We start from the raw sequence: 26,640 nt of genomic DNA on the forward strand, positions 1-26,640 counted from the left end.
TCAGCGATCCTTCGGGTCGAGCGCGTCGCGCAGGCCGTCACCGACGAAGTTCAGCGAGAACAGCGTCACGACGAAGAAGATGGCCGGGAAGATCAGTAGCCAGGGCGCCGACTGGATGTTGTTGGCGCCTTCCGAGATCAGCGCTCCCCAGCTCGTCAGCGGCGCTTGAACGCCAAGGCCGAGGAAGGAGAGAAAGCTCTCGAGCAGGATCACCTTCGGCACGACGACGGTCACGAAGACGATGACCGGACCGATCGTGTTGGGGATGATATGCCGGCGGATGATCTGCCAGTCCGTGAGGCCGAGCGCCTGCGCAGCGCCGACGAATTCACGCCGCTTGAGCGCGAGTGTCTGGCCGCGCACGATACGGGCCATGTCGAGCCATTCCACCGCACCGATCACCAGGAAGATCAGGATGAACGAGCGGCCGAAGAAGACGACGAGAACGACGACGAGGAACACGAAGGGCAGAGAATAGAGAATCTCGACCAGTCGCATCATGACGTTGTCGACGCGGCCGCCGATATAACCCGATGTCGCGCCATAAACGACGCCGATGCCGAGCGAGACCAGGCTTGCGAGGAGACCGACGGCGATCGAGATCTGCCCGCCGAGCATGACACGCACCAGAAGGTCGCGGCCGTTGGAATCGGTGCCGAACGGGAAGTATTCACGGTCGACCTGACCGGTCACTTTCAGCGTCCGCCCATCGTCTTCGGTTGCGACCACTTGCGTGTCGCGGAATTCGTTGGCGCGGTCGAAGTAACGCGTTGCACGGGCGTCGATCGGCTGTTCGGAGGTGACGGTCGCGGTGAATGTTTGACCCTCGACGTTGAACTCCTTCAGCGTGACGCGAGCGCGGGTCGCTACACCTTCCATCACGTCCTGAAGCGTGGACGTATCGGGGCGCGGCTCGAGGCTCGGGCCGATCGACACGTAGGACGGAAAGACCTGATCGTAGGTGTGCGGGACGAACAGCGGCCCGAGGAACGAGAACAGTGCGATCAAGGCCAGCATGAAGCAGCCGGCCATGGCGGCGCGGTTGCGCCTAAAGCGCATGGCCGCGAGCTGGAAGAGGCTTCGCCCCTTCGTTTCCGGTGTCGCCACCGGTGTCTGGACGATATCAGTCATGGCGAACCCTCGGATCGAGCAGGCCGTAGAGAATGTCGACCAGGAGATTGAAGACGATGACGAAGATGGCGACGAGGATGACCGTGCCCATCACCAACGTGTAGTCGCGGTTGATGGCGCCGAGCACAAAGTAGCGGCCGACACCCGGAATGGTGAAGATCGTCTCGACGACCGCCGAACCGGTCAGAAGTGCTGCTGCGCAAGGCGCGAGATAGGAGACGACCGGCAGCATCGCACCGCGCATGGCGTGGGTCACGACAACGGTGCGTGACGGCAGGCCATAGGCCTTGGCGGTTCGAATATGGTCGGTATGCAGCGCCTCGATCATCGAGCCGCGCGTCAGGCGCGCGAAGACCGCGAGTTGCGGCAGCGCCAGTGCGATCATCGGCAGGATCAGGAAGCGCAGGGAACCGTCGCCCCAGCCGCCGGCCGGCAGCCATGCGAGCACAATCGCAAAGACGAGCGTCAGCACCGGGCCGACGACGAAGTTGGGCACGGTGACGCCGATCGTCGAAACCGACATGATCGCGAAATCGAGAACGCTGTTCTGCCTGAGTGCTGCAATGGTGCCGGCAGTCACGCCGCCGATGACCGCAAGCAGCAAGGCATAGAAACCCAGTTCCATCGAATAGGGCAGGCCCTTGCCGATCAGTTCGGCAACATTATTGTCCTTATAGATATAGCTCGGGCCGAAGTCGCCGGTCACTGCATTGCTGAGATAGTGAACGTATTGACGCCAAAGAGGCTGATCGAGCTGGTACGTCTTCATCAGGTTCGCCATCGTCTGTGGCGGAAGAGGACGCTCGAGGTTGAAGGGGCCACCGGGGGCGAACCGCATCAGGAAGAAAGAAATGGTGACGACGATAAACAAGGTCGGCACCGCACTCGCCAATCGGCGAAGGATGAAGGAAATCATGGACGTGCTCCGGAAACGACGCGCGGCGACAGGCCGCGCGTCGTTTCAGTTCGTTATTCGGCGACGCTCAGGAACCGGCTCAGGTGAGCGTTCGGACCATTGTCCTGCCAGCCCTTGACGCGGTCGGACACCATCCACAGGTCAGCCTGGGTCAGGAGCGGAGCGATCGGCTGTTCCTTCATCAGCAGGGCTTCCGCTTCATGCAGCAGCTTGGAGCGAGCTGCCGGATCCTGCTCCTCGTAGGACTTCTTCATCAACGCGTCGAATTCGGCGTTTTCGAAGTGGCCATAGTTGAAGGTCTTGTTGGAGCTGAGGCTCAGCGCCAGGAAGTTCTCGGCATCCGCATAGTCGGCAACCCAGCCAGCGCGGGCGACATTGAACTTGCCGCCTTCCTGCAGGTAGGCGTAGTGCGAAGACACGTCGAGGTTCACCAGCGACACCTTGGCGCCGAAGGTGTTCTTCCACATGTCGGCGACGGCGGTAGCAACACGCTCGTGGTTCGGGTTGGTGTTGTAGCGCAGCTCGATTTCGAGCGGCTTGCCACCTTCGCCGTAGCCGGCTTCCTTCATGAGCGCGATCGCCTTGTCTTCGCGGTCGAGCTGCGACAGCGTGCCGAACTCGGCCTTGGACGGCTCGCCGTAGCTTTCGATGCCCGGAGGGACCATCGAATAGGCGGGGAGCTGCGAGCCGGCGTAGATTTCCTTGGCGAGGAAGTCGCGGTCGACGGCCATCGACAGTGCCTGGCGAACGCGAACGTCGTTATACGGTGCCTGACGGGTATCGAAGGCATAGTAGTAGGTCGCAAGCGTCGGCGAAACGTGAACCTGGTCGCCATAGGACTTGCGCAGGCGCTCGATCTGGTCGGCAGAGAAGTTGTAGACGAGGTCCATTTCCTTGGCCTCGAAGCGACGGACGGAGGCGGCCTGGTCGTCGATCGGGTAGAAGATGACCTTGTCGAGCTTGACGTTTCCAGCGTCCCAATAGCTGGGGTTCTTTTCGACGGTCAGGCTGTCGTTCGGAACGTGGGCGGTGAGCTTGAACGCGCCGTTCGAAACCATGACGCCCGGCTTGACGAAGTCGGCGCCGTTCTTTTCGACGCTTGCCTTGCTGACCGGAAGCGCGGTCTGGTGCGCCAGCAGTTCCAAGAAGAACGGAGTCGGGCGCTCGAGCGTGATTTCGAGCGTCTTTTCATCGACCGCCTTCATGCCGAGCTGGTCGACCGGCAGTTCGCCCTTGTTGACCTTTTCGGCGTTCTTGATCGGGAAGAGAATGTTGGCATAGCCGGCTGCAGTCTTCGGGTCCTCGACGCGCCGGAAGGAGAAGACGAAGTCTTCAGCCGTCACCGACGAACCGTCGGACCACTTTGCGTCGGCGCGCAGCTTGAACGTATAGACGGTACCGTCGTCCGAGAGCTCCCACGTTTCCGCGACGCCGGGAACGACCTTGCCGGCGGCGTCATAGATCGTAAGGCCCTCGTAGAGATCCTTGAGGATGAACTCTTCGATGTTGATCGAGGTATGGGCCTGATCCAGGGTCTGCGGCTCACCGGCATTGCCGCGGTGCAGGACAGCTTCGGCGAGCGCCGGGCTTGCTCCGATGAGCAGCGAGCCGATCAGCGCGGCAGCGCTGAGGTTGAGTTTCAGTGAGGCCATTTTGTTTCTCTCCTTCCCCTTGTTTTGGGTTTGTTGATTGCAGGAGAGAAGGGCAAATCCGGCCCAAACGCAAGGCGGATTCTGCGACTGTTTGCATCTTTATCTATAGAACAGGAATATTCTTATCCTTTAGGTTGTATTTCGTTTGCGATTCTTTTCGTCGCCTTTGCGACGGGTGTATGACGCAAGCAAGGCAATTTTTGGAAATCTCCTGCAACGTTTTAGATCGAAATACTTCACCGCCACAGCGCGGTCAAAACCGGTCTCGAATTATCTGCCATGCAAAGTTTGTGAATTTTTGCGGCAGTTTACGTAATGTGCGCAAAGAATGGCGCCGTTTGCCGCAATCTTCTTGCGGCCCGTTCCCTTCCCGTCGACAGATCGTTTCTAACACCCACGCGACCGTCGTAGTGTGCAGTACGAAAACGACTCCCACAGGTTGCAATTGCGACTCCCGCCTCCCGCGCTTCACCGGCACCACCAGAGAGTGAAACCAGTTCACAGGAAGGGTGTTGCTTCCAGTCCACAGTAAAATCGATTGAAGCGACTTTCGACCTCTGGCAACCTGCCTTTTGCCCGGTTGTCAAACCACTTCGATCAACTATTGTGCGCCGGACTTCGGTGGGCGCGACCAATTCGCGTGCGCTGTCACGCCGCACGGAAATACCGGCCATCGCCTGCCTGCGATGATGTCCATGCGGCGCTTCAAGCCGGATTGTTTTTGTGGCGTACCGGGAAGGTTGCGCCAAGCACCAAGGGAGATAGCGAATGGCATTGATCACATTGCGGCAACTGCTCGACCATGCGGCGGAGAACGACTACGCGCTGCCGGCGTTCAATGTGAACAATCTCGAATACATTCAGGCCGTCATGCGCGCCGCCGATGCCACCGATTCCCCGGTGATCCTTCAGGCAAGCCGTGGCGCCCGTTCTTACGCGGGGGACGCGTTCCTGCGCCACCTGATCCTGGGTGCGGCGGAAGAATATCCGCATATCCCCGTCTGTCTGCACCTCGACCACGGCGACCAGCCGTCCACCTGCATCTCGGCGATCACCAACGGCTTCACCTCGGTCATGATGGACGGCTCGCTGGAAAAGGACGGCAAGACCGTCGCCAGCTATGAATACAACGTCGCAGTCACCGCAGAGGTGGTGAAGATCGCCCACGCTGCCGGCGTTTCGGTCGAAGGCGAACTCGGCTGCCTCGGCAACCTCGAAACCGGCGCGGGCGACAAGGAAGACGGCCACGGCTTCGAAGGCAAGCTGTCGCGCGAAGAGCTTCTGACCGACCCGGACCAGGCTCTCGACTTCGTCACCAAGACCGGCGTCGACGCTCTGGCCGTTGCGATCGGCACCAGCCACGGCGCCTACAAGTTCACCCGCGAGCCCGATGGCGACATCCTGTCGATCGAGACCATCGCCAAGATCAACAGGAAGCTGCCGAACACGCACCTCGTGATGCACGGTTCTTCGTCCGTGCCGAAGGATCTGCAGGACCTGTTCAACACCTATGGCGGCAAGATGAAGCCGACCTGGGGCGTTCCGGTCTCGGAAATCCAGAAGGCGATCCCGCTCGGCGTGCGCAAGGTCAACATCGACACCGACCTGCGCCTCGCCATGACCGGCACGATCCGCAAGAACTTCGCCGAGAACCCGGAGAACTTCGATCCGCGCAACTACCTGAAGCCGGCCACCGCACTGATGACAGAGGTCTGCATGGAGCGCTTCGAAGCCTTCCGCACCGCCGGCAAGGCATCGAAGATCCGCGCCCTGCGCCTGCCGGAAATGGCAAAGCGCTACGCGGCCGCCTGATTCCTGAGAACCCGCCCGCTTTCCGTTGAGACCACGGGAAGCGGGCGGCCCATTCCTACGAAAGACAAACCGGCGCGCGGCCCGTGACCGGACGGGCGCGCGCCGATTGCGTTTCGAGCATCGCAAGCTGGGAGCGGCCAAGCTACCGAAGATACGGCCGACAGGACCCTCAAGCCCGCCGCTCTTCCACGGTTTCGTGCTCATAAAGCTGGTCCATGGTCAGGCTGGCGACGTCGGCGAAAGGTGCCTGGCTTTTCACCTGACCGCCACCGAGGATGACGACCTCGTCGCAAAACGCGATCGTGCTGCGGTGATGGCTGATGACGATCGTCGTGCGACGTCCCGCTCTCGACTTCAGCGTCTCGACGATGGCCGCCTCTGATAAGCCGTCGACCGCGTTGGTGGCTTCGTCCAGGATCAGGATATCCGGATCGCGCACCAGGGCCCTTGCGAGTGCCACCCGCTGCCGCTGCCCCGCCGAGAGGCTGGCGCCTCGATAGCCGACGACGGTTTGATAGCCCTGCGGCAATCCTTCGATGAAGCCATGCGCTTCGGCCATCCTGGCCGCATGCTCCACTTCGACAATTGTGGTTTCTTCCCGGCCATAGGTGATGTTTTCCAGGATCGTCCCATCAACCAGTTCCAGATCCTGGCTCGCGAGCGCAATCCGGCTTCGCCATTGCACCGGGTCGATCCGGTTCAGCGGGACACCATCGACGAGAATGTTCCCCTCGTCCGGCTCAACGAAGCGGCATAGCAGATTGACGATCGTCGTCTTGCCGGCGCCGGACCGGCCAATGAGCGCCGTCGAACCACCGCCGCGGATTTCGAATGCTGCCGACTGCAGCACGACATCACGGGAACCCGAGTTCGGATAGCGGAAACTGACGTCGTCAAATCTCAGTTGCCGTCGCAAGCCGCGGAAGGGCTCCCTTCCCTCCGGCGGCCTTGGCTTGTCGGACGGATCCAGCAGCCAGCGCACCTCCTCCAGCGAACCGCTCCAGCCCTGGATCTGGCTCCAGGACATTTGCAGTGCACGCATATGCGGCTGCAAGCGATAGAGCAGGACCACGAAGGCGACGATGACGGGAAAGGTAACGCCGACGGACCAGGCGCCGACGACCACCGCCAGGAAGAGCGCGGAGTGGAGCGTCTCTGTCAGCGGCGGCAGCAGGCCTTGGCGGGCCTGTAGCGCGAACGCGGCGCGCCGAACGGCATCCGACGCCCCGTCGAACGCGACTTTTTCCCGTGCCTCCTGGCCGAATATCCGTATCAAGCGGCCGGCGTGAACCAGATGGAGCATGCGCGCCGCCAATTCGCCGTTGAAGGCGGTGACATCGCGGCTCGGGGCCTTAAGCGTTGCGGAGAGGACATAATGCAGGAGCTGGACCAGGACGAGGCCGAGCGCCACGAACAAGGTCATCTGCCAGGACAAAAGCAGAAGGAACGCGAGCAGGATGATGGCGGCCGAGCCATTTACCAACGCCGCAAGCACGGTTTGCACCGCATCGGAAGCCCGCCAGGACTCGTTTGAAATGATGTTGAGCAATCGCCCCGGATTCTCCTTCATCAAGAAGGGATAGCCAACCTTGAGGAGCTGAGACGACAGAGCGCCGCGAATCGAATGGCCCGCTTTGCCGTAAATGAAGGTCGCAAGCACCGTATTGGCGAAAGCCAGGACGTTCTTGAGAGAAATCAGGGCAAAGGCGGCAGCCGCGATGACGATCAGCCGTTGACGATCGTCCATGCCCGATCCAACTTGCTGGAAGAGAGCGGAGATGCCGCTCAACGCCGCCGGGTCCTGATTGCCGGCGATGATTCCCAGCATCGGAATGATGAGGCCGATGCCGACGCCCTCCAGCGCCGCACTGCAAAGGCCGAGGATCGTCACGACCGGAAGCAGACGCAACTGGCCACCCAATGCATCGCGCAACAGCTGCAAGCTCGGCACGAGGATACGGAACATGTTGGTGTCTCCTCAGCCCTGGAGTTGTTCTTTGGCCCGCTGCTCGACGTGGCCCGCCGTTCGTGCGGCTACGACGAGGCCGAGGAACTTGAGAGCGCCAAGCAGGTTCATCCAGGCAATCGGCCAGTGAGAGAGGTGCAACACGGGGTCAAACCGGGGGCCACCGAAGATTTCCGCGCAGGCAGACCGGAGGGTCCAACAGAAATGCCGCAGCAGCCATGGCGCGGTGCGGATGTGTTTCACGCAGAGTGCGCCGTTGCCGAAGCTATAGTTGCGATGAAGCGTCTCGATGGTCGTGCGGGCACGGCGGCCGTGGTGATGGAAGACGACCATGTCGGGGACATATTCGACCGGGATGCCGAGCCGATAGGCGCGCACCAGATAATCCGTGTCTTCGGCCGACCGCAGCGGGGCGCCGGCACCGAAACGTTCGTCGAAAGCACCGATCCGCAGCGCGACCTCCCGGTGCATCGTCATGTTGCAGCCCAGGATGAATCCACCCGGATGAACGTCACTGGTCAAACGTTCGCGTACGCTCGAGCGCTTGATCGTGAAGGGCAGGTCGCTGGCGTCTCCGAGTTCGACGCGGCCACCGCGGATGATGGCGGCTTCGCCACCTGCGTAGTGGCGCTCCAGGTCGCGCAGATAGGTCGCATCGACTTCGCAATCGTCGTCGATGAAGATCAAGATGCCGCCGCGGGCGCGTGCCATGGCGGCGTTGCGCGCAGCAGCGAGCCCCGGCCGTCTCTCGACCACGTGCGTGACAGGCAGCGGTGATGCGGTAATAATCCGAGCAATTCGCTCCGGCGTGTCATCGGTCGATCCGTTGTCAACGACAATCAATTCCCACCGGACGGCGGCATGGACACCACAAGCCGCCTCGATCGATCGGAGGCAGGTCTCGAGCGCCTCGGCGCGGTTGCGCGTGCAGACGATAAAGCTTGCGAAAGGCGCGTCGCGTAACGTGGGCGCCAACGCGGCCGACGTCTCCGCCACGCCGCTCCGCTCCATCGCATTCCACTTCAGGCCTTCGACGGTCATGCTAGTGCATCCCTTCGGCTGGGAGCACGCTCGCCGCCGGTACGGAACGCAGATATCGCGACAAAGCGTCCAGTCGGCTGGTGGCCGCCAGCGACAGGCGGCTGCACCACGGGGCACGGGCCCCCGTGATAAGGCCATATCGTTCCCGGCGACGAATGAGCCCCCATTTGTCCGTCTGCGTCAAAAACGCATGGGTGAGTTCCGGCCGCCGTTCGTCGCTGACGAGCTGATAGAGAAAATAGAAGAGATTCAACGCGCCCGCCTCGTAGCCCGCACGGGTTTGCGGAGGAAGCGCCGAGACCCTCTCTTCGAGTGAACGGATGCACCCGGCCGCTTGCTGGATCGTTTCGGGCGTCAGCGCAAGCCCGATGTCGTTCAAGACGCCGGGATTGTGACAAAGACCTTCGCGCTCGAGGTTTTCGGCAACGATCGCCAGATGCGTGCGGCGCATCTGGCGCTTGTGCGTATTCGTTACGCTGTTGCCGTGGATGCGGTAAGCGATCAGCGCCTCGTCGATCATCTTCGCGGGATAGCGTTCGGTGACACGCCGGAAGAGATCGAAATCCTCCGCATGCACATAATGTGCGTCGTAGCTCAGCATATCCTGCGGGATGACGTGCCTGTTGTAGACGACGGTCGAGTGGATGAAGATCGTGAAGAACTTCGACAATGCCCTGAGGCTTGCCGGCTGATAGATCGGATTGGGCGTGCCGCGGATGATGCGGTCGCCAAGGAGCGTGTCGATGCCCGTGCCGCAGAGTGCGAGCTCCGGCTGCTCAACGAACGACGACACCTGGCGCGACAGTCGCGACGGATAGGAAATGTCGTCGGCGTCCATCCGGGCGATGAGATCGCCCTTTGCCAGGGCGAGGCCCTCGTTCAAGGTTGCGATCAGCCCGCGATTTTCGCGCGAGACGATGGTGATACGACCGTCCGCTTGCTGATAGCGCCGCATGATTTCCAGCGAGCGATCGCGCGAACCGTCGTCGATGGCGATGATCTCGAGCCGCTTGTGGTCCTGCCTCAGGATGCTTTCGAGCGCCGCGCCGAGATAGGGCTCGGCATTGTAGACGGGCAACAGGACGGAAACCAACGGAACGGTCATGGGCAACCTCGAACGTTATTGCAGATCGGACGCCTGAAGCGTCTTTCCCCGGGCACCGGCACCCGGAAGGTAAACAGGGCGCAGCCCCTCGTCGGTTCGCCCGAGAAGCCAATCGTCGGCTTGCACGGTACTCATCGGGACGGCGCCGAAGCCACCGTTCGGGCGCACATAGGGGAAATGCCGTTTCAGGGCATTGAGCGGTTTTTCGAATGCGAACCAGGAAAGAGCAGCCACGATCAATGTAGCGGACCCGGCGACGAGCAAGCGCCCGGGCCCTTGCTCGGCAACGTTGATCGGTATCCACCCCTGCGCCTTGACGACCAGCGCAAGCACGACGGGATGAAACAGATAAACGCCATAGCTGACGCGCCCGAGCGCGGTCAGCGGCTGAAGTTCGAGCAGCCTGCCGCCCCGACCGCTGAAGCCGGTGGAAGCGCGCCCCACCAGCATCGCAAGCGGGATGAGCGGAAGGGCTTCGAGACCGATCCAGACGAGCCAATCAAGCACCGGCCCCATCGACGTCAATCGAACCCAAAGGAGCGCAAGGGATACGATGGAAAGCGGCAGCCAGCTGACCGTCATCCACCGCGGCCAAGACCTGGTCGCCGAACGGTGGGCGGCGAGGAGCGCTCCCGCCGCCAGAGCATCCATCGAGGCCGGAGGCAGCAGATCGCGCGCAAGCGACGGTTCTCCCGTTAACGGCCAATAGAAGCGGTAGGCCAGCGAAGCGGCGATGACTCCGATGCATAGCCGCCCAAGCAGATGGCGCGGCGTCAGCAGAACGAGCAACGGCCAGACGATGTAGAATTGCTCTTCAATGCTTAGGCTCCAGGTGTGACAGAGCACCCACGGCGTCCACGCGTCCCTCAGCGCATACCAGAAGTTCGAGAGGTAGAGCGCATGCCAGGCCCAGCCTTCCCTGGCGCCTTCCAGGTTGACCAGCCACAGGACACCCAGCATGGCGAAATAGGGTGGAAAGATCCGCAAGGCGCGACGCGCGTAGAAGGATTTGAGAGCCGTCGCCGGCTCGAACTGAGCGGCAGAACGGGCGTCGAGCAGGAGCCGCGTGATCAGAAAGCCGCTGAGAACGAAGAACAGCCGCACGCCGATGTGTCCCCAATGGGAATCGTCCGCGGCAAAAAAATGCGCGTACAGAACCATTGAAACGGCAGCGGCTCGCAACCCGTCCAATTGACGGTCGCGTATATTCGGCATTGAACATCCCCTCGGAGTTTCGACCCTTGCAGGCCTCGTTCCTTGTGGAGCCAACTCTCTGGTCAGCTACGATTTTTGCCGCGAGGTTGCCATTTGCTTCGAAAGAAGCGTGGAAGGTCTGATCGTCGCACTGTGCGTTGAAGGCGGCCCTTAAAAATCTAGGGTCGAATAGGGGCCAAACTTTGACCTCTGATCAGCAACGAGCCGTGGTGCCACCTGGATTGATGAGTATTGGGACGCCGACGAGTCCGGCCGTCGCCGCGCACCAATGTCGCAAACCTTTGTTTTGCTTCAGCTTCGCGGTTTAGAACGTCGGGGGCGTGTTGACCCAAAGCAACACGGTTTCGCCGTCGTGCCGGTTCGACCAGGCATGACGCCTCTTGCTTTCGAAGTAGAGCGAGTCCCCGACACCGAGGTCATAGAACTGGTCGCTGTCGAGAATGAATTCAACGCGGCCGGAGAGGACGTAGACGAATTCCTCGCCCTCATGCCGATAGGCGCCCTCGCTGGAAGCGCCCGGCTCCAGCACGAAGCGGTGGCAGTCCATCTGATTGCGGCCATCGGCCAGCAGTTGCACGGTGACGCCGGGCGTCGTCCGCGGCCAGGTCCGCCATTCGCCGGCCCGCACCACGGCGCGTGCATCCGCCTCCTCCTCACCGGAAAGGCTGGAAACGGTCGTTCCGAAATATTCGGCGATGTTATGAAGCACGGCCACCGAAACGCCCTGCGACGTGCGCTCCAAGGTCGAAAGCACCGATGCGGCGATGCCGATGTCGCCGGCCACCTGCTCCAGGGTCTTGCCGGCCGCATGCCTGAGGCTCCTGAGCTTGCGTCCCACCTGGTTGTCGGTGCCGTCACCGGTCGTCGTTCCGCTGTGGTCTTCCGCGGCACCTTCCGCTTCGAGCGCCTGGCGGATCGCCGCCGGATTGAGGCCGCGTTCCGCGCGAAACCAGGCGATGCGCTTCAACCGGGCAAGATCGCTCTCGGTATATTGCCGATGCCCCGTCGGCGAGCGCTCGGGCACGACAAGCCCTTGCGTCTCCCACAGCCTCAGCGTCGAAGCGGAAACCCCCGCCAGACGTGCTGCTTCGGCAACCTTGTAGCGCACCGCGCCCATTCTCCGTTTCCTTCACTAACCGTCGGCGCCTGCACGAATCCGTGCCGTGCCGAAGCGTCGGCAACCTTAGCCGCCGCGATCGAGATATGACAAGAACAGCGCATCAGCGCCCGTGTTCTCTCGATCACCAAATTTGATTTGCAATCGACAGTGAAAGGTGTACCACTTCCAGAATAAACTTGCAGAAAAAATGCAACATATTGACTCCAGACGTAACAGGAACGCGCCATGACCAGCCTTACCGACCGCAAGAATGCCGCCATTTCCCGTGGCGTCGGCATGACCACCCAGATTTATGCCGATCGCGCGGAAAACTCGGAAATCTGGGATAAGGAGGGCAATCGCTACATCGACTTCGCCTCCGGGATTGCCGTCGTCAACACGGGTCATCGTCACCCGAAGGTCGTCGAAGCGGTCAAAGCGCAGCTCGATCGCTTCACGCATACCTGCCATCAGGTCGTTCCCTACGAATCCTATGTACACCTCGCCGAGCGCCTGAACGCATTGACCCCCGGCAACTTCGCCAAGAAGACGATCTTCGTGACCACCGGTGCGGAGGCTGTCGAAAACGCCGTCAAGATCGCCCGCGCCTCGACCGGACGCCAGGCGGTCATCGCCTTTACCGGCGGCTTCCACGGCCGCACCTTCATGGGCATGGCGCTCACCGGCAAGGTCGTTCCCTACAAGGTCGGCTTCGGCGCGATGCCGGGCGACGTCTTCCACGCCCCCTTCCCGATCGAGCTGCACGGCATCACCGTCGAACAGTCGCTGGCGGCGCTGAAGAAGCTCTTCGCCGCCGACGTCGATCCGGGCCGCGTCGCCGCCATCATCCTGGAGCCGGTACAGGGCGAAGGCGGTTTCTACCCCGCTCCCACCGCCTTCATGAAGGCGCTGCGCGAGATCTGCGACCAGCACGGCATCCTGCTCATTGCCGACGAAGTCCAGACCGGCTTTGCGCGTACCGGCAAGATGTTCGCAATGGAACACCACGACGTCGCGCCCGATCTCATCACCATGGCGAAGAGCCTCGCCGGCGGCTTCCCGCTGGCCGCCGTCACTGGCCGCGCCGAGGTCATGGATGCGCCGGCCCCCGGCGGCCTTGGTGGCACCTATGGCGGCAATCCCCTCGGCATTGCAGCTGCGCATGCGGTGCTTGACGTCATCGCCGAGGAGAAGCTCTGCGAACGGGCCGAGCAACTCGGCGGCCGGCTCAAGCAGCGCCTCGCCGCCATCCGCGAGCAGGCACCGGAGATCGCCGACATCCGTGGGCCTGGCTTCATGAACGCCGTCGAGTTCAACGACGTGAAGACCAACCTGCCGAGCGCCGACTTCGCCAACAAGGTGCGGCTAATCGCTCTGGAAAAAGGCCTGATCCTCTTGACCTGCGGCGTGCACGGCAACGTCATTCGCTTCCTGGCGCCGATCACCATTCAGGACGAAGTCTTCGCCGAAGCGCTCGACATTCTGGAAGCATCGATCCTCGCGGCGCGTGGTTGACGCCCGGCCGGGCGACCGCTAACGCGGTTGCCCGGTGCATAATTCCTTGGATCAGGATCGACTTAGGGACAAAATTATGCAGCAATTCAACGGACTACAGCAGCGACCTTAGCGCGTATTGAAAGACGCGCCGCGCTGTGGGTGCCGTGCGCCAATTCAGACGCGCAAAGCTCGGGTGCCGGCGTCGATCGGCACTCGCAAGAACAAGCAAAAGCGGGCCTGCCGCCTCGCGGTGGGCCATCGCCGGAGGATGCCCGCCAATGACCGTGACCCCCGCCTTGACCAAGCACTTGCGCGCCGTCGAACTGTTCGCGCCGCTTCCCACAATCGCGCATGCCGCCAAAGGCTGGACCGGCGCAACCTTCGACGTCTTCAATCCGTCTACCGGCGAACTGCTGGCAACCCTTCCGGACATGGGCATCGAAGAGGCCCATGTGGCGATCGAGGCTGCCGCAAGGGCGCAAATCCTCTGGGCGGCAAAACCTGCCAAGGACCGAAGCGCCGTGCTTCGGCGCTGGCATGACCTGATCGTCGGACACGCCGACGATCTCGCCGCTATCCTGACGGCCGAGATGGGCAAGCCGATCGCCGAATCGAAGGGCGAGGTGCTGCACGCGGCGGCCTATGTCGAATGGTACGCGGAAGAGGCGAAGCGCATCTATGGCGAGACCTTCCCGGCACCGGCAAACGACCGCCGCATGCTCGTCATCAAGCAGCCCGTCGGCGTCGTCGGCACCATCACGCCCTGGAACTTCCCGGCCTCGATGGTGGCACGGAAGATCTCGCCGGCGCTTGCCGCCGGCTGCACCATCGTCTTGAAGCCCGCCGAGCAGACCCCGCTCGTTGCCGGCGCCATGTTCGTACTCGCCGAAAAGGCCGGCTTCCCCGCGGGCGTCGTCAACCTTATCTATGCCGCGGAAGGTGCCGCGATCGGACGCGAACTCTGCAGCAATCCAAAGGTCCGCAAGATCAGCTTCACCGGCTCGACCGAAGTCGGGCGGCTGTTGATGCGACAATGCTCCGACCAGATCAAGAAGGTCAGCCTTGAGCTTGGCGGCAACGCCCCCTTCATCGTTTTCGACGACGCCGATATCGACGAAGCCGTAGATGGCGCAGTCCAGGCGAAGTTCCGCAATGCCGGCCAGACCTGCGTCTCGGCCAACCGCATCTATGTGCAATCGGGCGTGCATGACGCCTTTGCCGAGAAATTCGTCCGGCGCGTTGCCGAATTGAGTGTCGGCGATGGCTTCACCCCGGACATCACCATCGGCCCGATGATCGACAAGCACGCGATCGAGAAGATCGAGGCCCATGTCGCCGACGCCGTTGCCAAGGGTGCCAAGGTGCGCGCCGGCGGCCACCGGATCGGCACGTCAGGCACCTTCTTCGAGCCGACCGTCCTCACCGGCATTTCGACCGACATGCGTGTTGCTCAGGAAGAGACCTTCGGTCCGATCGCCCCGATCATCCGCTTCGACACGGCCGAGCAGGTGATCGCCGAGGCCAACGACACGATCTATGGTCTCGCGGCATACTTCTATGCCGAGAACCTGAAACGGGTCTGGCATGTGGCCGAGGCGCTGGAATACGGCATGGTCGGCATCAACACCGGCCGCATGTCCTCGGAGGCCGCCCCCTTCGGCGGCATCAAGCAATCGGGCATCGGCCGCGAGGGCTCACGCCACGGGCTCGAAGACTATCTCGAGATGAAATATCTCTGCATGGGCAACATCTGATCTACCCCGCAAACAGGCGGGCAAGAGCTGAAGCACGAGACATCTACCTTGCAATTCTGGAATTAAACTCCATAAATGCAAGGATGTTCGAGCGCCGGATAACCACTGGAAACGCTTCTGGAGTTGTGCCCTACGGCGTCACGCAAATGAACGTATAGCGTACGGCAGCAGGCGCCGAAATCGATCTCCTGATAACGCCCGCGGGTCGGCGGCCGTGGGCAATCGAGATCAAACGTACCCTCACCCCAAAACTCGCTTCCTGCAAACCGGCAGGGCGTGGACAGATATTGCTCCCAGCTTTGCGGCCGCCGATGCCGACGTCTACCGGACCAGCCAGCCGCCGTCGACGGGTAACACCGTTCCGGTGACATAGCGGGAGGCAGGCGCGGCAAAGAACAGCACGGCGGTTGCCAGGTCGTCTGGCGTCCCCCAGCGCCCCATGGGGATGCGCGCGGAGATCTGCGCGTTACGATCAGGATCGTTGCGAAGCGCCTCGGTATTGTCGGTCGCCATGTAGCCCGGCGCTATCGCATTGACGGTTATGCGCTGCGGCGCCAGTTCGTTGGCCATGGCCTTGGTAAGGCCGGCAATTCCGTGCTTCGAGGCGGCATAGGCCGGCACGCGGATGCCGCCCTGGAAGGTCAGCATCGAGGCGACATTGACGATCCGGCCTTCCCGTCCGGTCTCCACCATGTGGCGCGCAACGGCCTGCGACAGCAGAAAAGCCGCCTTCAGGTTGACGTCGAGCACACGGTCCCAATCCTCCTCGGAATAGTCGAGCAGGTCGGCGCGACGGATGATTCCGGCATTGTTGACGAGGATGTCGATACCGCCGAGCGTGGCGGTGATTTCGGCGACGATCCTGGCTGCATCGAAGCGCTTGGAGAGGTCGACCGTCAGTTCGTGAAAGCGCACGCCCGCGTCCCGGACCAGCGCCGCCGTCTCGGGCATCGGCGAGGAACCGAGGGCGGCGATATCGGCGCCGGCGCGTGCCAGTGCGAGCGCCATGCCCTGGCCAAGGCCAGTTCGGGCGCCTGTAACGAGAGCGGTCTTGCCGGTGAGATCAAACAGCGCGTTCAAGGCGAAGCCCCTTGTCGTTGAAGAGATGGATGGGGGCGGCGGTCAGCGACAACCTGATATCGGCGCCGGGTGCCAAGTCATGCTGGCCGGGAGCGACGACCAGCAGCTTCTGACCGGCGACATCGGCGTGCAGCACGGTTTCTGAGCCGAGCGCTTCGACGAGGCGGATCTTCGCGGGAATGCTATTTTCGCCGGCATCAAGCGTGATGTGCTGCGGCCGAACACCGAGGGTGATCGGAGCGCCGGCTGCGAACGCGCGGTTCTCGATCGGAACCTGCAGCTGATGACCGCCCTTCAGCGTCGCGACAGCCGTGCCGGAACCGGCTGCTTCGAGCGTACCTTCAAGGAAGTTCATGTGCGGAGAGCCGATGAAGCCGGCAACGAAACGGTTTGCGGGCCTGTTGTAGAGTTCGAGCGGCGTGCCGATCTGCTCGATGCGGCCGGCACGCAAGACGACGATGCGGTCGGCGAGCGTCATCGCCTCGACCTGATCGTGCGTCACGTAGATCATCGTTGCCGAGAGACGTGCATGCAGGGCCGCGAGTTCGGCGCGGGTGGAGCCGCGCAGTTCTGCGTCGAGGTTTGACAACGGTTCGTCGAGCAGGAAAGCGACCGGGCGACGAACAATGGCGCGACCGATTGCGACGCGCTGGCGCTGGCCGCCCGAGAGCTGCCCGGGGCGGCGCTCGAGATAGGCTTCGATTTCCAGCATGCGCGCGGCTTCCGCGATGCGCTCGGCGATTTCCGCCTTCGGCATGCGGGTGTTTTCGAGGCCGAAGGCGAGGTTCTGGCGCACGCTCATATGCGGATAGAGCGCATAGGACTGGAACACCATGGCAAGGCCGCGGTCGGCGGCCGGTACGTCGTTGACCACCTTGCCGTCGATCGAAAGTTCACCACCAGTCGGCTTTTCCAGCCCGGCGATCATGCGCAGGAGCGTGGATTTGCCGCAGCCGGATGGGCCGACGAAGACCACGAACTCGCCGTCTTGGATCTCCAGGTTGATGTCATGAAGCACGTCGACGGCGCCGAACGACTTGGTCACACTGGTTAGCTTGATGTGGCCCATGGTGCCCCCCTTATTTCAGTCCGGTGCCGGCGATGCCGGTGGTGATGAAGCGTTGCAGGAAGATGAAGACGAGCACGACCGGGATCATGGTCACGACCGTCATGGCGAGAATGAAATGCCACTGCACGTTCAGCTCGCCAGAATAGATACTCAAGCCCACCTGCAGTGTGTAAAGTTCCTTGCGCGAGAGCACGATCAGCGGCCAGAGGAAGTCGTTCCAGCGCCAGACAACCGAGAAGATCGCGAGCACGGCGAGCGCCGGTGCCGTCAGCGGCAGAATGATGCGCCAGTAGATCTGCCACTCCGACGCCTTGTCCATCCGTGCCGCGTCGATCAACTCGTCTGGGATGGTCAGCATGTATTGCCGTAGAATGAAGACTCCGGTCGGTGTGGCGACCGTCGGCAGGATCACGCCCCAGAGATTGTTGAAGAGGCCGAGCGCCGAGACGATCGAATAGAGCGGCACCATGATCACCGAGAGCGGCACCATGAGGGTGGCGAGGATCAACAGCATCGCGAACGTCCGGCCGCGGAATTCGTATTTGCTGAGCGCGAAGGCAGCCATCGAGTTGACGATGAGCGTGATCAGCGTCGCCGTCACCGTCACGAACACGGAATTCCAGAGATAGCGGACGAAGTCGAAATGGGTGAAGGGCTCGCTGTAGTTCGACGTCGCGAAGGACATCGTGCGCACCGGCGTACGCTCGGCGATCTTGACCTTGACGATCTCGGTCGGCTTCTCGGGTGAAACCATCTGGCTGACAATGCCGATGCGGCGGACCTCGGCGAGCACCTTCTTGCTGCCATCCGGCATGGTCACCTCGTAGAGGTCGAGCGGCTTGTCGTAGCCTTCGATCGTCGCCTTCTGGGTCACATAGGGCATGATCGAAGGCGGGAATTCGGCAAGGGCCGCCGGCGACTTGAAGGAGGAACCAACGAGCCAGACAGCCGGGCCGAACATGATGAAGAGACCGCCGATCAGCCAGACCCAGGTGAAGATGTCGGTCCAGTGCCAGCCGTTGCGGCCGCGGCGGCGAAAGATGAATTCGGCAAGGCGGCTCATTTGCGGGCTCCCTTCTTCTCGCCTTTACGGCCAAGGCCGAGCTGGACCAGGGTGAGCACAACCAGCACGCCGCCCATCAGGATCGATGCGGCTGCGGCAAGCCCGGGATTACGCAACTGAGTCGCGAAGCCGGTCTCGTAGATGTATTGCGTGATGTAGAGCGTGCTGGTGCCTGGGCCGCCTCCGGTCAGCACGTAGACCTCGTCGAAGATCTGCACGGCGCGGATCAGGACGAGCACGATGACGACGAGCAGGTTGGGCATCAGGAGCGGCAAAGTGATGCGCCAGAAGGCACGCGCCGGACGGGTGCCGTCCATCTCGGCCGCCTCATAGAGATCCTTCGGGATCGCCTGCAGGCCGGCAAGCAGGATCAGCGTGTAGAAGCCCATATGCGCCCAGATCGAAACGCCGACGGTTGCGGCAAAGGACCAATTGCGGTCGTTGAGCCAGGTGTAGGGCTCAAAGCCCAGGCCGTAGAGACCGAAGTTGAGCAGGCCCTGGCGCTGCAGGATCCACTTCCAGATCAAGCCGACAACAACGGGCGACAGCAGCACCGGGAAGAAGAACACCGCTCGCCAGAAGCTGCGCGCCATCAGATCGCGATTGAGGATCAGGGCGGTCACCAGCGAAAAGAGGATCATCAGGGTGACCTGCAGCACCACAAACCAGGCCGTGTTGCCGACGGCCGTCCAGAAGGTGTCTTCCGCGCAGGAGTTCGGGTCGGCGTAGTTCGCGCAATCGAAGAGGCGCGCATATTGATCGCCTCCAACGAAGCTCCGGTCGGGCAGGAAAAGGGCCGTGCCGCCGGTCATGGAATAGGCGAAGTTGATGAAGAAGGGCAGCAGCACGAATATGCCGAAGATCAGCATGTTCGGCAGCAGGAAAAAGGTCGCCATGCCGCCGATGCCGAGCCGGCGCTGCACGAAGCGCAGTGGCGCATCGATGGCGGCCATCGCCAGACGAACGGGCACCATCGCCGTTTCCCCCAGGCCGGATCCGCTTCCCTTTGGAACATCTGCCTTCATTCCTGGCTCCTCCCCCACCGATCACGCGCTACTATGTATGCAGCTATCGCTGCCGGGATAACTTTCGCCTCGCCGAAGGGCGGGCTGCCGGGGCATGTTGCTTCGTGCGCTTGCGCAAGAACGCGACGCTGCCCGCTGTGATACGCGAGGTGACCCCGCCGGCACGATGCTTCATGCCGGCGGACATCGGGTATCGATGGCTCCGCTTCAGTTCCCGCTATCTTTCACCTTCGTGGCGATATCCGAGTCGATGCGGGCAAAGGCCTCGTCTACCGTCATCTCGCCAGCAGCCGCCTGGCTGACACGGGTGACCAGCGCGCCATAGACGGCATCGGACCACAGCCAGCCGGGTAGCTTGCGCGCAACGTCGGAAAGCGACGTGCTCGCTTCGACGAAGGCATTGAGCGCGGCCTTCGCCTGGGCGTCATCGGTCTTGAAGTCGAGCCCCTTGGCGAGAACACCCTTATGCGCAGGCAGGAACAGGGTTCGCTCGGAAAACTCCTTCACGATCGGCTCGCTCGCAAGGTAGTCCATCACCTTGGCGACTTCCTTCGGGTTCTTGGTGTACTTGACCGCAACCAGACCGGCGCCGCCGGTCATGCCGGTGCAGTTCGCCGGGCCGCAGGGGCTGCCGGTGGCCACCCAATCGAAGTTGGTGCCGATCTTGGTCGAGAAGTTCGGAACTTGCCAGGAACCGGAATAATAATAGACCAGCTGGCCGTTGATGAAGTCGTCGGCGGCCGCTCGGTAGGTCGAGCCTGCGGCCGAAACCCAGACGTCCTTGCTCATCGTGCCGTCGGCAACCCAGCCGACGAAGGTCTTCAGGAAGTTCTTCGTGCCTTCGTCCAGCGGCGCCGGCTTTCCGTCAGAGCCGATATAGTTGCCGCCATAGGCGAGGTTCGGGCCGCTGAGGCGATGGCCGGAGCGGTCGAGCGCCATCGGGAACGGCACCTGCTGGTTTTCGGCCACCTGCTTGGCCGCCTTCGCCCAATCGTCCCAGGTCGCGTCCTTGCCGGGGATCGCGACGCCGGCCTGCTCGAACAGCGTCTTGTTGGCAAAACCGCCGGCGATCGTGATCTGGGTCATGAAGCCGGAGATCTGGTTCGAGCCGTCGGGGCGCATCCAGTCGGCCTGCGCGCCGAAATTTTCGTCCCAATAGGCGGGATCAGCAACCAGTGGGCGAAGATCGAGCCAGTGCTGGCTCTGGGCCTTGAGGTTGGTGACGCGGGCGATATCCGGGCCGTTGCCGGCTTCGAGCTGTACCGGCAGCTGCTCCTTGACGACGCTGTAGGAGACGTTGTCGAGGATCACGTTGATCCCGGGGTTCTCCTTCATGAAGCGATCTAGCAGGTCCTTCAGCACCTCGCCCTCGACGCCATCGGAATACCACATGATGCGCACGTCGCCAGCCATTGCCGCCGTCGACGTCAGAAGCCCGACGGCAAGCGCCGCGAGCATCGTTTTGGTCTTCTTCATTGTCCTTCTCCTCCACTTATCCATAGACGAGCGTCCTCCCGCTCGTTTGGGACGGCGCCGGCTCTCCCGGCCGGCGCAATTCCTGGTACCGTTACCGGGCGGCGAGCATGGTCGCCTCGCCGGCAACGGTGAAATCCTTGGTGGCGATCGTGCGCCCTTCCGCTTCGATCGAACCGTCCTGGCGGAAGACGACGCGGCCATAGTCGGGATCGTTGACGACAAGAGATCCGTTACCGGCTTCCTCGACCGCAAGAGCAGCAAATCTGGCTTCCGCGCCGGCGAGATCGGTGGCCTCGCAGACCCGGACAATCCAGCGCGTCCTGTGTCCGGCCTGGTGCAGCTCCGCATTGGCTGATGGGCCCTCGACAACCGGGACCAGTTCATTGCCGCCGATCAGGACAACGGCGCCGCGGCCGCTGCGCGCCAACGCCAGCCTGCCCTCGACCTTGCTTTCGTCGAACTCGGCGACCGGGAACCACGCATGGGTGAAATCCGGCTGCTCGCTGACGGTCGCAAAGTCGAGTACGGCCAGCCCCCTGTACTGGTGGGCACGAGGGAGGGTGCCGCAACCACCCCAATAGGATGGCCGGCCGTACCCGAACTGAATGGTTTCGCCCGGATGATTGATCCAGATCGCCGCCTCGGGGCGCTGGCCAAGGCGCAGGTGCAACACCGTTTCCTGGTAGCCCCACTCGTTCCAGCGATAATGCGCAGCCGAGCCCATGGCGAAGTGGCGGCCCTTGTAATGATAAAGCGCAGCAAAGCGGTTTTCTCCCTGGGCGAAACGCCATTCCTGGTGGCGAGCCTCGTCCTGGTGGCAGGCGACCGCAGCCAGTGTTTCCGGCACGACGAGGCCGTGGTCACGCAGGCAGACGGCAAGCTGTGGCAGCGAGTGGACGCGACGCCCGTACCAGCCCTTGCCCCAGAGCAGGCGGGCAACGCCCGAAAGTTCAAGCGAGCGGCCGGCGCAGAGCGTGTGCTCGTAGGAGCGACCTTGGGCTGCCGTTACCATGCCATGATGGGCCGAGCGGGCGATGATCTCGCAGAGACGGACAATACCGTTCTTGGAGCGGTCGGCGATATCGGCATCCGGCGATAGTGCGGCGAGCGCCGTCAGGCCCTTGAGGTCGATCGGGAAATAGGGCGCGGAGTTGAATTCCGCCATTTCCCAGGCCTCGAAGTGATCGAGCCAGGCGCGAACGCGGGCAGCACCAACGGCGCTCTGCTCGCTTCCCTTGCGGCCCGAGCGGCGGAAGGTCGCCTCGGGGAAGAGGTGGCCGGCAAGATAGGCCGAGGTGTGGAACAGCAGCGCGTGGTTTTCGGAGAAGTACCACTGCACGTCGTTGCCGGGTTCATCCATCCAGTAGCGGAAGTTCAAGATCGCTTGATCGATGCGGCCGCGGGTCGCCTCTCCAATGTCGCCGCCCCAGGCGGTGCGCGACCAGATGAGCGGTACCAGCGAGAAGTCGGCGCAGTCATGGCAATCCTCGATCGAGGGCAGAATCTCCTCGATCATCGCGTCCGTGTCGGCACCGCCGCGGCCGCTGGCGAGCCGCGCAAAGGCGCGGACCGTGTCACGTTCCGAGAAATCGGAAATCTCATCAAGCGTCTCGGTGATGCGGGCGGCGAGCGTTTCGGGAGATTTTCCCTGGCGGCCGGCATGGCAGATCTCGACACCGAGCGAGCGCGAGGCGACGAAGCCGTCGGCGTTGAGCGTGATGCGGAAATGGCGGAAATCCGCCGGGGTGTCCTCGGATGGGCCGATCGTCAACTTCTTGTCGCCGGCCTTCATCACGAAGTCGTGGTCGAAGCGTTCGGTCGACATGAAGTCACCTTCGACCGCGACATTGACCTTCACGTCGAGCGGCAGGGCGGCGGCGAAGAGAAGCGTGATGTCGCCCTCGAAATAGGCGGTACGGTCAAAATGCATGCCGTCGAGTGCAGCTTCGATGTCGGCGGCCGCTTCGCTCGGGCATGGGACAGGAAGCGCCACGCGCGCCGCCGGGCCGGAGAGATAATCGAACTGGAAGAAGTAGCGCGCGTCGCGTTCGGCGAGGTCGTCGAAGAAGATCGTGACCTCGTTGAGACCGGCGTCGAGCGGCAGCTCGAATTCGGCCTTGGCCTCGAGGTTGCGGCTATAGGGCGCCATCCAGCCGATCTCGGTGCCGTTCAGGAAGAGCACCGCGCCACCGCAGGTGCCGAGGCGGATCTTGGCGGTGCCCGCCGTTTCTGCCTCGATCGAGGTGCGGGCCCAGGTCGCAAGTCGTGTCGGCCGGAACCAGAAACCGGAGAGATCGAGCCGCGGCGAGCCGAAGGGCAGCCACCAGCGCGTGGCTTCGAACGCGCCGCGAACCTCCGGCCGCTTGCCGCGATAGGTCTCAGCGAAGATCGTCCGGCAGGGATACTCGTGCGGAATGAAATTCTTGTGTTTGGTCAGGAAGAAGAAGGGGTCCATTTCGCCCTTCATCGGCTGATCCGGCACGTCGAAGCGTTCCTCGGCGATCGCACCAAGCTGCCAGTAGCCGATGGCCTGGCCCGGAACGAGGCTCTTCTTCAGATGGAAAATCGTATCGCTCATTTCAGCTCAGCCAAGGCTACGGGGGTGACGTCGTTGTATTCCTGGTTTTCGCCGGTCATACCCCAGACGAAGGCGTAAGGGCCGGTGCCGGCGCCCATGTGGATAGACCAGGCCGGAGACAGCACCGCGTCACCGTCGGCGACGATCAGGTGCCGCGTTTCGTCAGGCTCTCCCATCACGTGGACGATCCGGTCCTCGGGGGCCATGTCGAAGTAGCAATAGGCTTCCATCCGCCGCTCGTGCACATGCGGCGGCATGGTGTTCCAGGCGCTGCCCTCGGCCAGATCGGTAATGCCCATCAAAAGCAGGCAGGAAGGCATGACTTCCGGATGGATGTACATGACGAGGCGGCGCTTGTTCGAGCGCTTGACGTCGCCAAGCTCCAGCGCCTTTGCTTCCGCCCTCTTGATCAGCCGGTGCGGCAGATCGGCGCCGGCGGGCACGGAGTTCATGTAGAAGCGTGCCGGTTTATCGGCGGTTTCGCTCGAAACGACGATCTCCTTCGCGCCGCGCCCGATATAGAGCACGTCGCGATTTTCGAGCACGAAGCTCTTGCCGTCGACGGTAATCGTGCCGGTGCCACCGAGATTGGCAATGCCCATCTCGCGGGCCGTAAGCAGATAGGGCGTGCCGATATCGGCGCCGGAGCCGAAGGAAACGCTTTTCGTCTTCGGCATCGCGCCGCCGAGGATCAGCCGGTCGACATGGGTATAGGTGAAGTTCACCGTATCAGCGGCAAAGAGGTCGCTGATCAGGAACTCGCGCCGAAGCCGCGCCGTGTCGTAAGCCTTGATGTCTTCGGGATTGGCCCCGTAGAGAACCTTCATCGTCATGCTGCCTGTCCTTCCGCGCCGACATGCTGCAGGGCCTCGCAGAGGCACAGGATTGCCAGTGCCTGGCCGTAGCCGGTCGGCTGAATTGGGATGTCCTTGTAGAATTGCAGGTCGTGGCCCATGCGCGTTCCATAGGAGACGTTGAGCACAGTGCCGCTTTCATCGATGTTGTGCATTACCGCCTCAAGCGCACGCATGCCGGCGGCTCTCCAGGCGGGCGTGCCGTAACCGAGGCGGTAGCCCTTGAGCAGGCCGTAGCCGATGCCAGCCGTTGCAGAGATCTCTTCATAAGATGAAGCGTCGTCGAGCAGCGTACGCCATGCCCCGGAGGTCGTCTGCAGCGGCAGCAGCGCCTCGACTTGAGTGACGAGCACCCCGCGCAGGTACTCCTTGACCGGAGCGGCGATCTCCGCGAGGTCGAAGAGGTCGAGTATGCCGGCGGTGATCCAGGCATTGCCGCGAGCCCAGCGGGCGCGGGCGAAATTGTGCCGGCCATCGAAGGTCCAGCCGTGGAACCAGAGACCTGACTGGGTATCGGCGAGATAGCGGGCATGGACAAGGAACTGCCGTGACGCCTCGTCGACGAGTTCCCGCCGGCCGCTTGCCTGGCCGTAGGAAGCGAGGAAGAGGGCGACCATGTAAAGCGTGTCGTCCCAGAGCTCGTTGTCGTTGACCTTGTCGGAGACGTGATGCTCGAAACCGCCTTCGGGCGTCCGGCCCATTTCGTTCACGACCCGGTTCGCCCACTCGTCGAGCAGCGGCTTCCAGCGCGGGTTTCCGGTTTTAGCCCAGAGCACCGAGAGGCCGAGCATGGGTGCGGTCGTGTTGACATTGAGCTCCGGAAGGCCGGCGGCAAGGCGCCCTTCGTACCAGCTCTCGATGAGCTCCCGGATGTCGTCGCGGCCGGTAAACAGCCAGAGCTTGATCAGGCCGTAAAGGCCGACGCCCTGCGGCCACTCCCAACTGTCGAAACTGATGTAGTCGCCCGCTGTCCCGTCGAGATTCGGTTCGTCGAAGCGGCCGTCGTGCTTGAGACCGGTCATGCCGCCGACAAGGCGATCGAGACCCATGCGAATATCGTGGGCGTTGAGGCCCATGGCACTCCTCCTCCTTAAGCCGCTCTTCCCTCGGCTTCTTGAGGAGATAAAGGCATGACGTTTCTTCTTGCGCAACATGAAAATTTTTCCCATTATCGCGACTATGGAGGATCGCATGGTCGCAAAACCGCTGCCGGGCAAGCGTGGCAAGAAAAGCAAGAAGGTTCGGCTGGAGGATATCGCCGAAGCCTGTGGTGTTTCCTTGAGTACCGCTTCCCGGGCGCTTGCCGGGGAAAAGGGCGTGCGCGCGGAAATCCGCCAGCGGGTGCTGGAGGCGGCGAAGAACGCGAACTACATGATCCCGACGGCCGTCGCCGGACAGAAGGTCATCGTTGCCGCATCGAGCGCTGCGATGATCGACTATGTGCGCAACCAGTTCACCCACTACGTGCTGGAAGGCTTGAAGGAGCGGGCCCAGGCGCTCGACCTAGAAATCGTCACCCGGCCTATCGCGAACCAGAGCGAAGAACTGGCGGTACTCGCCGAGGCAGAGGAGGACGAACAGGTCGCGGGCCTTCTGTTTCTCACGATCGACGACGAGGGGATGCTTGCCGCCACCCGCAGTTTCGACAAGCCGGTCGTGCTGTTGAACAGCGACGACCCATATATGCGACTATCGAGCGTCACCCCCTGCAATCGCTCGAGCGCGCGGCTTGCGACCGACCATCTGATCGAGCTTGGGCACCAGCGCATCCTGTTCCTGATGCGGCCGGGGCGCCGCACGATCGAGCGGCGGTACGAAGGCTGGCGCGATGGACTGCTGGCGAAGGGCTTGCCTGTCGATGACGACATGCTCGTCACCGTCGAAGACTGGCTCCCGGAACTGGCAATGCAGGCGATCATGCAGCGGATCGGCGGCCGGGGCCTGGATTTCACCGCGGTGCTCGCGGCCGGCGACAGCTTGGCCGTCGGCGCCATGCTGGGCATTCAGCAGAAGGGCTTTTCGGTTCCGGGCGACGTCTCCGTCATGGGCATGGACGACCTGCCACAAGCGGCGTTCCTCAACCCGCCATTGACCACAATGCATATCCCGATGCGCGAGATTGGTTCGGTCGCACTCGACCTTTTGCGCGACACACTCTCTGGCATTCCGGCACCGCCGCGGCGGGTGGAGCTTGCCTGTCATTTGGTCGAGCGCTCGTCTACCGGCACCGCTCGGTCTATTGGACCCCTGGCCCGCCGATCCTCAGGTGCCTAAGGTCTTCGTGCGTCCTTACAATCTGGGCGCCCG

20 protein-coding genes are annotated in these 26,640 nt (G+C 62.6%); 4 read left to right on the plus strand and 16 right to left on the minus strand.

The window, feature by feature from the left end; genetic code table 11:
- From BHMPCIPO_RS19840 to BHMPCIPO_RS19850, 3 genes are read right to left on the minus strand one after another with little or no spacing between them, the layout of a single operon-like run.
- Complete coding sequence (locus BHMPCIPO_RS19840; protein ID WP_173518554.1) at positions 1-1,131, minus strand: ABC transporter permease; 1,131 nt, start codon at positions 1,129-1,131, stop codon at positions 1-3.
- On the minus strand, positions 1,124-2,047 hold the full coding sequence (gene oppB, locus BHMPCIPO_RS19845; protein WP_173518555.1) for an oligopeptide ABC transporter permease OppB: 924 nt from the start codon (positions 2,045-2,047) through the stop codon (positions 1,124-1,126). The genes BHMPCIPO_RS19840 and oppB overlap by 8 nt, the downstream gene beginning before the upstream one ends.
- Positions 2,048-2,100: 53 nt before the next feature.
- Positions 2,101-3,699, minus strand: a complete 1,599-nt coding sequence (locus BHMPCIPO_RS19850) for a peptide ABC transporter substrate-binding protein (RefSeq protein WP_173518556.1) — start codon at positions 3,697-3,699, stop codon at positions 2,101-2,103.
- A 768-nt stretch (positions 3,700-4,467) separates the two neighbouring features.
- Here BHMPCIPO_RS19850 and fba point away from each other — a divergent pair.
- Entirely contained in the window at positions 4,468-5,511 is a 1,044-nt protein-coding gene (gene fba / locus BHMPCIPO_RS19855; protein WP_173518557.1) for a class II fructose-bisphosphate aldolase, read from the plus strand.
- Positions 5,512-5,680: 169 nt separating this feature from the next.
- Here fba and BHMPCIPO_RS19860 read toward each other — a convergent pair whose 3' ends face one another.
- The 5 genes from BHMPCIPO_RS19860 to BHMPCIPO_RS19880 all read right to left on the minus strand — a co-directional run bounded on the left by BHMPCIPO_RS19860 (position 5,681) and on the right by BHMPCIPO_RS19880 (position 11,955).
- Positions 5,681-7,477, minus strand: coding sequence for an ABC transporter ATP-binding protein (locus BHMPCIPO_RS19860; protein WP_173518558.1), 1,797 nt, complete (start codon positions 7,475-7,477; stop codon positions 5,681-5,683).
- A gap of 12 nt (positions 7,478-7,489) precedes the next feature.
- Positions 7,490-8,488 (minus strand): glycosyltransferase family 2 protein, encoded by a 999-nt coding sequence (locus tag BHMPCIPO_RS19865; protein ID WP_173520108.1) that lies wholly within the window; start codon positions 8,486-8,488, stop codon positions 7,490-7,492.
- A 31-nt stretch (positions 8,489-8,519) separates the two neighbouring features.
- Positions 8,520-9,623 (minus strand): glycosyltransferase family 2 protein, encoded by a 1,104-nt coding sequence (locus BHMPCIPO_RS19870; RefSeq protein WP_173518559.1) that lies wholly within the window; start codon positions 9,621-9,623, stop codon positions 8,520-8,522.
- Between the two features lie 15 nt (positions 9,624-9,638).
- A complete protein-coding gene (locus BHMPCIPO_RS19875; RefSeq protein WP_173518560.1) occupies positions 9,639-10,838 on the minus strand; it encodes an acyltransferase family protein in 1,200 nt (399 codons plus the stop codon).
- Between the two features lie 304 nt (positions 10,839-11,142).
- A complete protein-coding gene (locus BHMPCIPO_RS19880; RefSeq protein ID WP_173518561.1) occupies positions 11,143-11,955 on the minus strand; it encodes a MerR family transcriptional regulator in 813 nt (270 codons plus the stop codon).
- A 228-nt stretch (positions 11,956-12,183) separates the two neighbouring features.
- Here BHMPCIPO_RS19880 and BHMPCIPO_RS19885 point away from each other — a divergent pair, with 228 nt between their 5' ends.
- Both BHMPCIPO_RS19885 and BHMPCIPO_RS19890 read left to right on the plus strand, forming a co-directional pair.
- Complete coding sequence (locus BHMPCIPO_RS19885) at positions 12,184-13,452, plus strand: 4-aminobutyrate--2-oxoglutarate transaminase (protein ID WP_173518562.1); 1,269 nt, start codon at positions 12,184-12,186, stop codon at positions 13,450-13,452.
- 260 nt (positions 13,453-13,712) lie between these two features.
- Complete coding sequence (locus BHMPCIPO_RS19890) at positions 13,713-15,188, plus strand: NAD-dependent succinate-semialdehyde dehydrogenase (RefSeq protein WP_173518563.1); 1,476 nt, start codon at positions 13,713-13,715, stop codon at positions 15,186-15,188.
- A 321-nt stretch (positions 15,189-15,509) separates the two neighbouring features.
- Here the strand turns inward: BHMPCIPO_RS19890 and kduD are convergent, their stop codons facing one another.
- The 8 genes from kduD to bglB form a co-directional block, all read right to left on the minus strand.
- Positions 15,510-16,268, minus strand: a complete 759-nt coding sequence (gene kduD / locus BHMPCIPO_RS19895; protein WP_173518564.1) for a 2-dehydro-3-deoxy-D-gluconate 5-dehydrogenase KduD — start codon at positions 16,266-16,268, stop codon at positions 15,510-15,512.
- On the minus strand, positions 16,252-17,337 hold the full coding sequence (locus BHMPCIPO_RS19900; protein WP_173518565.1) for an ABC transporter ATP-binding protein: 1,086 nt from the start codon (positions 17,335-17,337) through the stop codon (positions 16,252-16,254). The genes kduD and BHMPCIPO_RS19900 overlap by 17 nt, the downstream gene beginning before the upstream one ends.
- A 10-nt stretch (positions 17,338-17,347) precedes the next feature.
- Positions 17,348-18,400 carry a carbohydrate ABC transporter permease gene (locus BHMPCIPO_RS19905; protein WP_173518566.1) on the minus strand — a complete coding sequence of 351 codons (1,053 nt, stop codon included), beginning with the start codon at positions 18,398-18,400 and terminating at the stop codon, positions 17,348-17,350.
- Positions 18,397-19,425, minus strand: coding sequence for a carbohydrate ABC transporter permease (locus BHMPCIPO_RS19910; protein WP_173518567.1), 1,029 nt, complete (start codon positions 19,423-19,425; stop codon positions 18,397-18,399). Before BHMPCIPO_RS19910 ends, BHMPCIPO_RS19905 begins: the two co-directional genes overlap by 4 nt.
- Before the next feature lie 207 nt (positions 19,426-19,632).
- On the minus strand, positions 19,633-20,901 hold the full coding sequence (locus BHMPCIPO_RS19915; RefSeq protein WP_173518568.1) for an ABC transporter substrate-binding protein: 1,269 nt from the start codon (positions 20,899-20,901) through the stop codon (positions 19,633-19,635).
- Between the two features lie 91 nt (positions 20,902-20,992).
- On the minus strand, positions 20,993-23,479 hold the full coding sequence (locus BHMPCIPO_RS19920; RefSeq protein WP_173518569.1) for a hypothetical protein: 2,487 nt from the start codon (positions 23,477-23,479) through the stop codon (positions 20,993-20,995).
- Positions 23,476-24,312 (minus strand): 5-dehydro-4-deoxy-D-glucuronate isomerase, encoded by an 837-nt coding sequence (gene kduI, locus BHMPCIPO_RS19925; protein ID WP_173518570.1) that lies wholly within the window; start codon positions 24,310-24,312, stop codon positions 23,476-23,478. The genes BHMPCIPO_RS19920 and kduI overlap by 4 nt, the downstream gene beginning before the upstream one ends.
- Entirely contained in the window at positions 24,309-25,409 is a 1,101-nt protein-coding gene (bglB, locus tag BHMPCIPO_RS19930; protein WP_173518571.1) for a beta-galactosidase BglB, read from the minus strand. Before bglB ends, kduI begins: the two co-directional genes overlap by 4 nt.
- Positions 25,410-25,524: 115 nt before the next feature.
- On the opposite strand from bglB, the gene BHMPCIPO_RS19935 reads away from it, so the two are divergent.
- A complete protein-coding gene (locus BHMPCIPO_RS19935; protein ID WP_173518572.1) occupies positions 25,525-26,607 on the plus strand; it encodes a LacI family DNA-binding transcriptional regulator in 1,083 nt (360 codons plus the stop codon).
- Positions 26,608-26,640: the final 33 nt, after the last annotated feature.

Source organism: Ensifer sesbaniae (assembly GCF_013283665.1).
GTDB lineage: Bacteria > Pseudomonadota > Alphaproteobacteria > Rhizobiales > Rhizobiaceae > Ensifer > Ensifer sesbaniae.

Bases quoted from the DNA above. Each gene is read 5' to 3' on its own strand.
- BHMPCIPO_RS19875 (WP_173518560.1), bottom strand. From the start codon at position 10,838: ATGCCGAATATACGCGACCGTCAATTGGACGGGTTGCGAGCCGCTGCC.
- oppB (WP_173518555.1), bottom strand. From the start codon at position 2,047: ATGATTTCCTTCATCCTTCGCCGATTGGCGAGTGCGGTGCCGACCTTG.
- BHMPCIPO_RS19915 (WP_173518568.1), bottom strand. From the start codon at position 20,901: ATGAAGAAGACCAAAACGATGCTCGCGGCGCTTGCCGTCGGGCTTCTG.
- BHMPCIPO_RS19890 (WP_173518563.1), top strand. From the start codon at position 13,713: ATGACCGTGACCCCCGCCTTGACCAAGCACTTGCGCGCCGTCGAACTG.
- fba (WP_173518557.1), top strand. From the start codon at position 4,468: ATGGCATTGATCACATTGCGGCAACTGCTCGACCATGCGGCGGAGAAC.
- BHMPCIPO_RS19910 (WP_173518567.1), bottom strand. From the start codon at position 19,425: ATGAAGGCAGATGTTCCAAAGGGAAGCGGATCCGGCCTGGGGGAAACG.
- bglB (WP_173518571.1), bottom strand. From the start codon at position 25,409: ATGGGCCTCAACGCCCACGATATTCGCATGGGTCTCGATCGCCTTGTC.
- BHMPCIPO_RS19860 (WP_173518558.1), bottom strand. From the start codon at position 7,477: ATGTTCCGTATCCTCGTGCCGAGCTTGCAGCTGTTGCGCGATGCATTG.
- BHMPCIPO_RS19885 (WP_173518562.1), top strand. From the start codon at position 12,184: ATGACCAGCCTTACCGACCGCAAGAATGCCGCCATTTCCCGTGGCGTC.
- kduI (WP_173518570.1), bottom strand. From the start codon at position 24,312: ATGACGATGAAGGTTCTCTACGGGGCCAATCCCGAAGACATCAAGGCT.
- BHMPCIPO_RS19850 (WP_173518556.1), bottom strand. From the start codon at position 3,699: ATGGCCTCACTGAAACTCAACCTCAGCGCTGCCGCGCTGATCGGCTCG.
- BHMPCIPO_RS19920 (WP_173518569.1), bottom strand. From the start codon at position 23,479: ATGAGCGATACGATTTTCCATCTGAAGAAGAGCCTCGTTCCGGGCCAG.
- BHMPCIPO_RS19935 (WP_173518572.1), top strand. From the start codon at position 25,525: ATGGTCGCAAAACCGCTGCCGGGCAAGCGTGGCAAGAAAAGCAAGAAG.
- BHMPCIPO_RS19870 (WP_173518559.1), bottom strand. From the start codon at position 9,623: ATGACCGTTCCGTTGGTTTCCGTCCTGTTGCCCGTCTACAATGCCGAG.
- BHMPCIPO_RS19865 (WP_173520108.1), bottom strand. From the start codon at position 8,488: ATGGAGCGGAGCGGCGTGGCGGAGACGTCGGCCGCGTTGGCGCCCACG.
- BHMPCIPO_RS19905 (WP_173518566.1), bottom strand. From the start codon at position 18,400: ATGAGCCGCCTTGCCGAATTCATCTTTCGCCGCCGCGGCCGCAACGGC.
- BHMPCIPO_RS19840 (WP_173518554.1), bottom strand. From the start codon at position 1,131: ATGACTGATATCGTCCAGACACCGGTGGCGACACCGGAAACGAAGGGG.
- BHMPCIPO_RS19880 (WP_173518561.1), bottom strand. From the start codon at position 11,955: ATGGGCGCGGTGCGCTACAAGGTTGCCGAAGCAGCACGTCTGGCGGGG.
- BHMPCIPO_RS19900 (WP_173518565.1), bottom strand. From the start codon at position 17,337: ATGGGCCACATCAAGCTAACCAGTGTGACCAAGTCGTTCGGCGCCGTC.